Source organism: Varibaculum timonense (assembly GCF_027694345.1).
Classification (GTDB): domain Bacteria; phylum Actinomycetota; class Actinomycetes; order Actinomycetales; family Actinomycetaceae; genus Varibaculum; species Varibaculum timonense_A.
The window spans coordinates 266,614-274,152 of record NZ_JAQEVU010000003.1 but is presented as its reverse complement, the minus strand read 5'-3'; the positions used below and the strand labels follow the sequence as shown (position 1 = coordinate 274,152).

8 protein-coding genes and 1 pseudogene are annotated in these 7,539 nt (G+C 53.2%); all 9 read right to left on the bottom strand.

Annotated features, from left to right (window positions below; translation table 11 throughout):
* Positions 1-731: pseudogene (locus PG728_RS04040) on the bottom strand (glycoside hydrolase domain-containing protein); the annotation flags it as partial.
* Positions 732-1,196: 465 nt separating this feature from the next.
* A complete protein-coding gene (locus PG728_RS04035) occupies positions 1,197-1,574 on the bottom strand; it encodes an HNH endonuclease (RefSeq protein WP_270625976.1) in 378 nt (125 codons plus the stop codon).
* A gap of 160 nt (positions 1,575-1,734) precedes the next feature.
* A complete protein-coding gene (locus tag PG728_RS04030; RefSeq protein ID WP_270625975.1) occupies positions 1,735-2,199 on the bottom strand; it encodes a hypothetical protein in 465 nt (154 codons plus the stop codon).
* A gap of 9 nt (positions 2,200-2,208) precedes the next feature.
* Positions 2,209-3,567: a DEAD/DEAH box helicase gene (locus PG728_RS04025; RefSeq protein ID WP_270625974.1), complete on the bottom strand. Its 1,359-nt coding sequence runs from the start codon at positions 3,565-3,567 to the stop codon at positions 2,209-2,211.
* On the bottom strand, positions 3,548-3,826 hold the full coding sequence (locus PG728_RS04020) for a VRR-NUC domain-containing protein (RefSeq protein ID WP_270625973.1): 279 nt from the start codon (positions 3,824-3,826) through the stop codon (positions 3,548-3,550). The genes PG728_RS04025 and PG728_RS04020 overlap by 20 nt, the downstream gene beginning before the upstream one ends.
* Positions 3,827-3,953: 127 nt before the next feature.
* Complete coding sequence (locus PG728_RS09405; RefSeq protein WP_456300836.1) at positions 3,954-4,277, bottom strand: hypothetical protein; 324 nt, start codon at positions 4,275-4,277, stop codon at positions 3,954-3,956.
* A complete protein-coding gene (locus PG728_RS04015) occupies positions 4,249-6,210 on the bottom strand; it encodes a phage/plasmid primase, P4 family (protein WP_456300837.1) in 1,962 nt (653 codons plus the stop codon). Before PG728_RS04015 ends, PG728_RS09405 begins: the two co-directional genes overlap by 29 nt.
* Complete coding sequence (locus tag PG728_RS04010; protein ID WP_270625972.1) at positions 6,210-6,656, bottom strand: DUF7768 domain-containing protein; 447 nt, start codon at positions 6,654-6,656, stop codon at positions 6,210-6,212. The genes PG728_RS04015 and PG728_RS04010 overlap by 1 nt, the downstream gene beginning before the upstream one ends.
* The gene (locus PG728_RS04005; protein ID WP_270625971.1) at positions 6,656-7,417 is read right to left on the bottom strand and encodes a phage antirepressor; all 762 of its coding nucleotides are present in this window, start codon (positions 7,415-7,417) and stop codon (positions 6,656-6,658) included. Before PG728_RS04005 ends, PG728_RS04010 begins: the two co-directional genes overlap by 1 nt.
* Between the last annotated feature and the right edge of the window lie 122 nt (positions 7,418-7,539).

The following is a 7,539-nucleotide window of genomic DNA, read 5'->3' as shown; positions in this document are numbered from 1 at the left end:
TTGACTGCATTCTGTCCGATTCCGTTGCACACGAGTGCTGCCGTACCAAGCCATACCCACTGGCTCGAGCCACCGCTAATCGTTTGTAGGCGTGAGCGGGTGCCGTTACCGAAGTTACCGGTCGCCTCCGCAGGGCTGAATCCCTCGATGGCTTGCAACACTTGGATCAGGGCAGTGTTCATTTCACGCCCGTACAAACCATCAGTTGGAACGATACCCGTGTATGCCTTGTATTGGCGATTTACTTTTTGCTGCGCTGTTCGAATAGCACTCTTACCGCCATAGGCTGACAACAGTTTGAACTGCTTCATTGATAGCAGTGCCATCATCAGCTCCAGATTAATCGTGGAAGATGATGACGATAACCCGATATCGCTCTTCAAATCCCGAATCGAAGAAGCAACATTATCAGTAAACTTAGTTGTGATACCTCCGTATTCTGCTGGGTATCCTTTACACCACAGGGCTCCTTGGATAATGCCATGCACGTTACTGGTAGAATCATTTTTGCTGATCCCGTTCGGCCAACGATTCTTAAAACGTGACTGCGTCCCGGCACCGAAGTTATTCGCTGTGGCTGTGATACCCAGCTCGATTTGCAGGGCACGAATCAAAGCATTGATCGTGTCCCATCCGGTTCGACCGTTCTCTGAGACTGAACCGAACCCAGTCTTACTGCCGTAGGTAGTGTTCAACCATTGCTGTGTTTTCAAAACCATTTGATCTGCCATGATTCCTCCTTCATAGAAATCAGTTATTAACTCACTGGTAAGAGGTCACCTACCAGTCGGGAAAAATCGCCGCCAGTTTTATGGTGTGCGTTTATTTTTCCCCGTCACTCATAAGCCATGGGGGAAGGCGAAACCGGACGGGCAAGAAGAAAAGTGATGGCAACCTAGTGCGATTCCCATCTCCACACCTGCTGCCTTGCGGTCTATTGGCTTTCCAGGGCGGAAAATCCCAAAACAACAAATAGTGATGAAGCAGAGAGGGACCAATGCAGGTTAATACCCTGTTTGATTCGGTCTTTTTGTGTACGGTTGGCCCCGCCCGCTGACCTTCGCCAAAGCTGTAGAGATTCGAGGGCCCCAACCCCTAACCAAATCCTCGACTTGTCCCGTAACTTGGCGTGGGAACAAGGTCGATATTTTTAGGGTGGGGAAGTGCCAATGGTTGTGTTGCGGTTTTCAAGAAATCTAGTAGGTGTAGACCTGTAGGGCTTGCCTCCATCTGTCACCGTCTAACGCGCTCTGCCTGGAGTGGCAGGGTTTGCACAGGCTGCGCAGGTTAGAAAAGTCGTGGCTGCCGCCATGGTCTAAGGGTAGGACGTGCTGGACTTCAGCAACTGGGGTGGTTAGTCCTTTTTCCAGGCAGTCTTCGCACAAAGGATGCTGGGAAATGTATGCGGCACGAATCCGGCGCCAGCGTGCACCGTAACGCTTGTTGATTCTCTGGTCACGTTCAAACCTGCGATAGTTCTTGTCTGCTTTCTTGGCGTGGATTTGGCAGAACCTTTCGCGGGTTAGTTGGGGACAGCCCGGCGCTGAGCAGGGATGTTTTGGTTTGCTTGGCACCAGCCTCACCGTCCTTTGTCGGCCAAGACGAAACCCTCCGGGCAGTGATAACTGTTTGCCGGAGGGCTCGTTCCTATATTTTCAACCACCTACAGTATTTCAGGGTTAAATAACGATTTCCATAGCAGGGTTCGGATACTTGCTAACGCATGGGTGCAAGTTAGCGTCTGCCATACAGTGCTAATGCCAGGCGATCTAATGCTCGGTTCTTTCGCCGGTAGACACTGTCTCGTTCAATATAGAAGTGGTCACCGATCATTTGGACTCGTTCGTCTTGATTGCCTTGGCCGAGGAAGAAGTTTTCCAACACGAACTGGTCATCGGTGTTGAGTGCTTGCCAGGCGGGCAGGAACCAGTCCAGGTACTCTTGGGCTTGTTGGCTACGGGCTGCGAGCAGATCAATCTTGTCGAGGGTGGCAGCTATGCGGCGTTCACCAGCGTGGGGGTCGCGTGAGCGGGGCATGCCAGTGATTTTGGGGCTAGTAGGGCTGGCGAGGTCTTCGCGTAGCTGGTTTGCCTCAGCTTGCGTGTCTTGGCTGGCTGCTTGTTCCATCAGTGGGTAGTCCTCTAGGGCGCTGATTGCTGCCTTGCGGGTATCTAAGTATTTCGTCATCACATGCATCATGAATTTTCCTTATCTAGAGTGGTTTGCCAGTTGTGTTTTGATTGCCTCGATCAAGGCAGTCTGGGTGAGGTTCTTGGCGTCTAGGGCTGTAAGTACTGCCTCATCGAGGGTGCTTTCAGCGACCAGATGAGTGATCGTTACCGGCTGGGTTTGGCCTTGCCGGTAAAGACGGGCGTTAGTTTGCTGATACAGCTCCAGACTCCAGGTCAGGGAGAACCAGATGAGCAAGTGCCCACCTGCTTGTAGATTCAGGCCGTGACCGGCAGAGGCCGGGTGAATCAAACCGAAAGTGATCTCGCCATTGTTCCAAGCCGCTATATCCTCAGCAGTCTTTAGGGCTCGGGCTTGCGGGAACCGCTCGATGATGCGTTCCAGGTCGTGTTTGTACCAGTAGGCAACGAGGAGGTTCTGACCGTTCGCAGCCTCAACCAAATCTTCGAGTGCATCCAGCTTCGCGCCATGAACAGCAATGACATCTCCGTTTTCGTCGTAGATAGCCCCGCTTGCCAGTTGTAGGAGTTTTCCAGATAGGACTGCCGCGTTAGCCGCATCCACTACTTGCCCGTTCAACTCAATCACTAAATCCTGCTCTAGACGCTCATATACTGCCCGCTGTTTTTTAGCGAGTTTTACCTTCGTGGTTGTTAGCGTCAGCTCAGGCAAAGTGAGGTGGTCAGTGGTGCGCATCGACAAGGTCATATCCGAGATGGCCTCATAGATCTCGTCCTCAGCACCTGCTCGCGGTTTATAGGTAAACACCTGCATACCGCCCCGTTTATCAGGCACGAACCAACGATCCCTAAACCGGGTTATATATCTACCCAGTCTGGTACCGCCATCTAGGAGTCGGAACTGTGCCCATAGATCCATCAAGCCATTAGAGGCTGGGGTTCCGGTTAACCCAACCCAACGGCTTACATAGGGTCGCATCTTCACCAGCGTGGTGAAGCGCTTTGCACGGTGGTTTTTGAAGCTGGAGAGTTCATCAATGACGACCATGTCGAAAGGCCAGGCCGCGCCGTAGTGGGCAACCAGCCAGGGGACGTTTTCCCGGTTAATCACCGTCACCATTGCAGACTTAGCTAACGCGCCTAGGCGCTCGGATTTGCTACCGACGGCTACCGCCAACGTGAGCCCCGTAAGGTGATCCCACTTGAGCGCTTCTTGTGGCCAGGTATCGCGTGCCACGCGTAGCGGCGCGATTACTAGCACTCGCTGTACGAGGAAGTAGTCGAGGACAAGCTGCCAGATCGCGGTCAGCGCAATGACGCTTTTTCCTAAACCCATACCTAAGAACACTGCGGCTTCGTCATGGTTGATGATGAAACCCGTTGCCTGGGTTTGGTAGTTATGCGGCTTGTAACGCATTTGCCACCTCCGCAATCCCATCTAGGCTGTCTACCACAAAGACTTGGAAGCCTTGACCTTGCAGCTGCTTGATACGGCGATTCTGGATTGGCCTAGGTTTGGCTCCTGGTGCTTTTACTTCAGCGAAAACAACTCGTCCGCTCTTCAAGCAGATCCGGTCTGGGACGCCAGTGACGCCGGGGCACACAAGTTTCCAGCAGATCCCGCCGATGCTTTCGACTGATTTCTTCAGTTCGTTTTCTAGGTGTTTTTCTTTCATGTCACGTCTTTCATAAGATCTGTGACACTCGTGTCGGTCTGTCCCTAAAACCCTATATAGGACTGTATTTTTTATTTTCCTATAGAAAGGGCTAGTAACGACTGACACGACTGTCACTATTGGCCGGTTACAAGTCGAATTCGCTGATCAAAGCTAGCCCATCTACGAATCGTGCCCGAGCTGTTCGCCTTCGCCTATATCCGCCTTTATCGACGGCAGCATAAAAATCGCTAGTGGAGCGCACATACTCGCCCCTGCCTATTGCCCAAGACCGGTACGCGTCGTAGAGGTCTTTGGACTGCTCTGATAGTCCTTGGCCTACCTGGCAGCAGTCCTCAAGGAAGTGAGCGAACCAGTCATTAGCAGCCCGGTATGCCTCCGATGCGGCAACGACTTGTTTAGGTGGGGCCAGGTGGTAGTTCTCAGAGTGGATTAAGCGAGCACCTTCCATAATCCATGCCAGCACCGCTCCGCCGGCTCTGGCGTATAGATGGTCGGCATAATTTTTGATGTCCACACTCGCGGTAGATGGTTTGCTCGAACGGAATCACAATCAATCTGCGCCAGATGCCAGTATCCATAGCTCCCACTCGCGGTAGATGGTTAGTGTACAAAACCAAGGTGTGGGAAGGGGTGAAGGAGAAGGGGTCTTTGTATTTCTTCTCTGCAGCGATCTTGTCAGTCGAAGCTAATTGTTTGGTTGATGAGGTTGATAGGCGCACGCCTTCATCATTTTCGCCGGCGATCAACAAGCGTCTAGCCCTGGTTTCTGCCATCTCGTGTTTGGCGTTGTTTTTCTTACCAGCGATCAGCACTTCAGAGGAGATAGTCTCCGCGTAAGAGCCCAACACGCGGGCGATGGTATTCCAGAACGTGGATTTGCCGTTGTTTCCATCCCCGTAGGCGATAATCAGGGCTTCGATGAGGACCTTGCCGATAGCTGCTAGCCCGCACACCCTTTGCACATACCCAATCAACTCCTTATCTGCTCCGAAAGTGACGGCGAGGCTGTCTAGCCATATCTGCATCCCCTCATCGGATGGGTCGAGGGCAGTTTGTTTAGTCAACATGTCAGCGGGGCTGTGTTCGTGCCGGGAGGTATCGCGCAGATCAAAGGTGGCGCTTGGGGTGTTGAGCAGATAAGGGTCGGCATCGAGCACCTGCGGGTTAATCAACGCTAACGGGCGTGCTTGGCGCATGACCGCCAAGATTGTGCGATCTGAGCGGCACTTGTATATGAACTTTAACCATTCTTGCGCTGCCATCATTTCCTGGTAGACCTGGGATTGCTCCCGGGTGAATGCAGAGAGGGCTTTGGCCTTGCTCATCGCTACCAGCATTGCTGTTACTCCCAGCCGGCTTGCTTGCTGGGTGGCTGTATCCAGTTCTTTTTGGGCTTGTTCTATCTGCCGGGAGGTGAGTTCTTGGACAACATGCTGGGCTTTAGGCTCGTTTTCCTCCCACACACCCTTGTCGTATGCCATCCACGCGGTAGCAGGCGAATAACAAATCCGGTCAGCATACTCACCAGCAAGAATCGTCGCCTGACCAACATCGGTAAAATCATCAGGGCGCAGACTCGTCAGCTGCTCATAAACCTCCGGCGGCACATAACCCGGCTCGGCGGCAACCTTGGCAGCGAACTTACACGCGCTATCCCAAATCAGGCCCAACTCTGCATCTGGTAATGGCGGGTCACAAAGGGTGGCTTTACGATGAAATAACTCCCGCGCCTGGGCGGTATTGCCGTAGCGGATCAAGACCCTGCCCGCGAAGCGAGAGAGTGTGGCATTACGAGAGCCCTCACCGATAGCAATCGTGGAGGCATCGAAGGCAGCAAACATGTCCTGCTCATCAGCTGCCGCGATCCATTCATCCAGTAGCTGTTCACCCTTGAAAACATGCACTTCGGCGGTGGGGTTTCCGTAGATGAATCTGCCCGCGTCGAGTGCGTTATGGTCAAAGAAATCAAAACGAGCAGCCAGGCGTTTCTTCAGCCCTGCATACTCGCTAGCGTCACCGATCTTGCTTATTGGGTAGTAGACGTGCAAACGCGGCCTAGCCGACTCGCTGCCCTTGATTCTCATATGGTTGCGGGAGGTGGCGGTCATAAACTCGACCCCTGCCATCACCTCACCCAACGATTCGGGCGTGACCCATTCGTCGGGGTTTTCGCTGTGGTCGTTGTCGATATCCATCACCACGCAATCCGAAACCAGGAAGTTCGCGCTCGAGCGATGATTATTCTTGTAGGTGGCTGCGACATGATCAAAACACACCGTCATTTCTAAGTCGGGTCTGCTGGTGATCTCGTGGCGGTTAGGGTAGTGGCTGTTGGTTTGCCGACCTGCCATGTCAGTGGCGTAAAGCGTGAAGGGATGCATCAAAAGGTAACCTCCTGGAAATCAGCGTTGAAATAGTGGATGGGTAGTTCAAGTTCGCGGGCCCACTCGATCTCGGTGCGCATCCCAGACGACACCCGCCCGGTGTAAACCCAGATCTCCTCACACTTGGTCAGCAGAATCCGGTTGAAAAACATCGCTAACTCACGCTCATCAGGATCGTCGTCATTCAAGAACTGCGGATACAGCAAATGCGGAGTCAGCGGAATCACCTGCTGGCCGACAGCGAACGCAGAAAACTCCCGTGCCAGCTCAACATTGGACTCCACGTCCCCTGAGTAGGGTGAGCAGATGTAGACCAGTGGCCGGTAACCGAACTCGGTGCGCTGGACGCTTTGCAGTGCTTTGAAACTAGTCGGATCGAGATAGCCCTCAGCGTTCTTCTTCGAGATCCCAAACTCGACCGTCGACATAGCTGGGCTTGTCATTAGGAGTCCTGCCCTTCACGCTCGATAATGGGCAACAGGCCATGCTGGTTCTTCAACAAGTCATAGATAAACAAGCGACCTTTCTGCGTCCAATACATATGAGTGCGAGTTTTACCGCCATCAAACTCATGCGTCTTGGACTGGGTATAACCCTGCTCCGCGTATCTGGCGTAAAGGAACCAGCGCCCCGACTGTTTAAACTGAACCCTCGAATCGAGCAAGATCTGGTTCAACCGTTTCGCGCTCAACCCGTAGTCTTTGGCGATCTCGGTCGTTGTCAACAACGAGTCGGATTGCAGAACAATGTCGTAGTACGAGATTTTCGGTGCAGCCTCAAGCAAAGCCTGCTCGGCGGCGAGACGTTTAGCTCGCTCACGACGCAAATGAACAATCGCCTGCTCAAGAAACTCGTCATTCTCTAGCAGATCATCGATGGCGTAGATGCCGTGGCGGTGGATCGAGGGCAACACCTCATCGAATACCCATGCTTCAAACCGGACAGCGGCAGGCAACTTCGAGGATGCAATCAACCGATACAGATCACCTTCGGTAATGAACCTGACCTGCTGGATACCACCGGGCGTTTCAAGGGGGTAGCGTTTCACGACCCCCTTGCAATGCCTAGCCAGAGCGTCTTTCGTGTTCGCGTAGCCAAGTGCGGTAGCGATGTCACGACCGCAAAACAGTACAGTCCCGTCGGCGGTGATCGTGCGGATCGTTCCGAACGTTTGATTTGTGAAAGTCTGTAGTCCGGTTCCCATGACCGGCTCCCTTCTGAGAACCGGGATATATGACTCGTCACCGGGTGCGCCGAGACTGCGGCTCTCAGTAGAAGGCCAGAAACCACGAAAGAGTTAACCCCCATCGCCAGCATGCGGGCTTT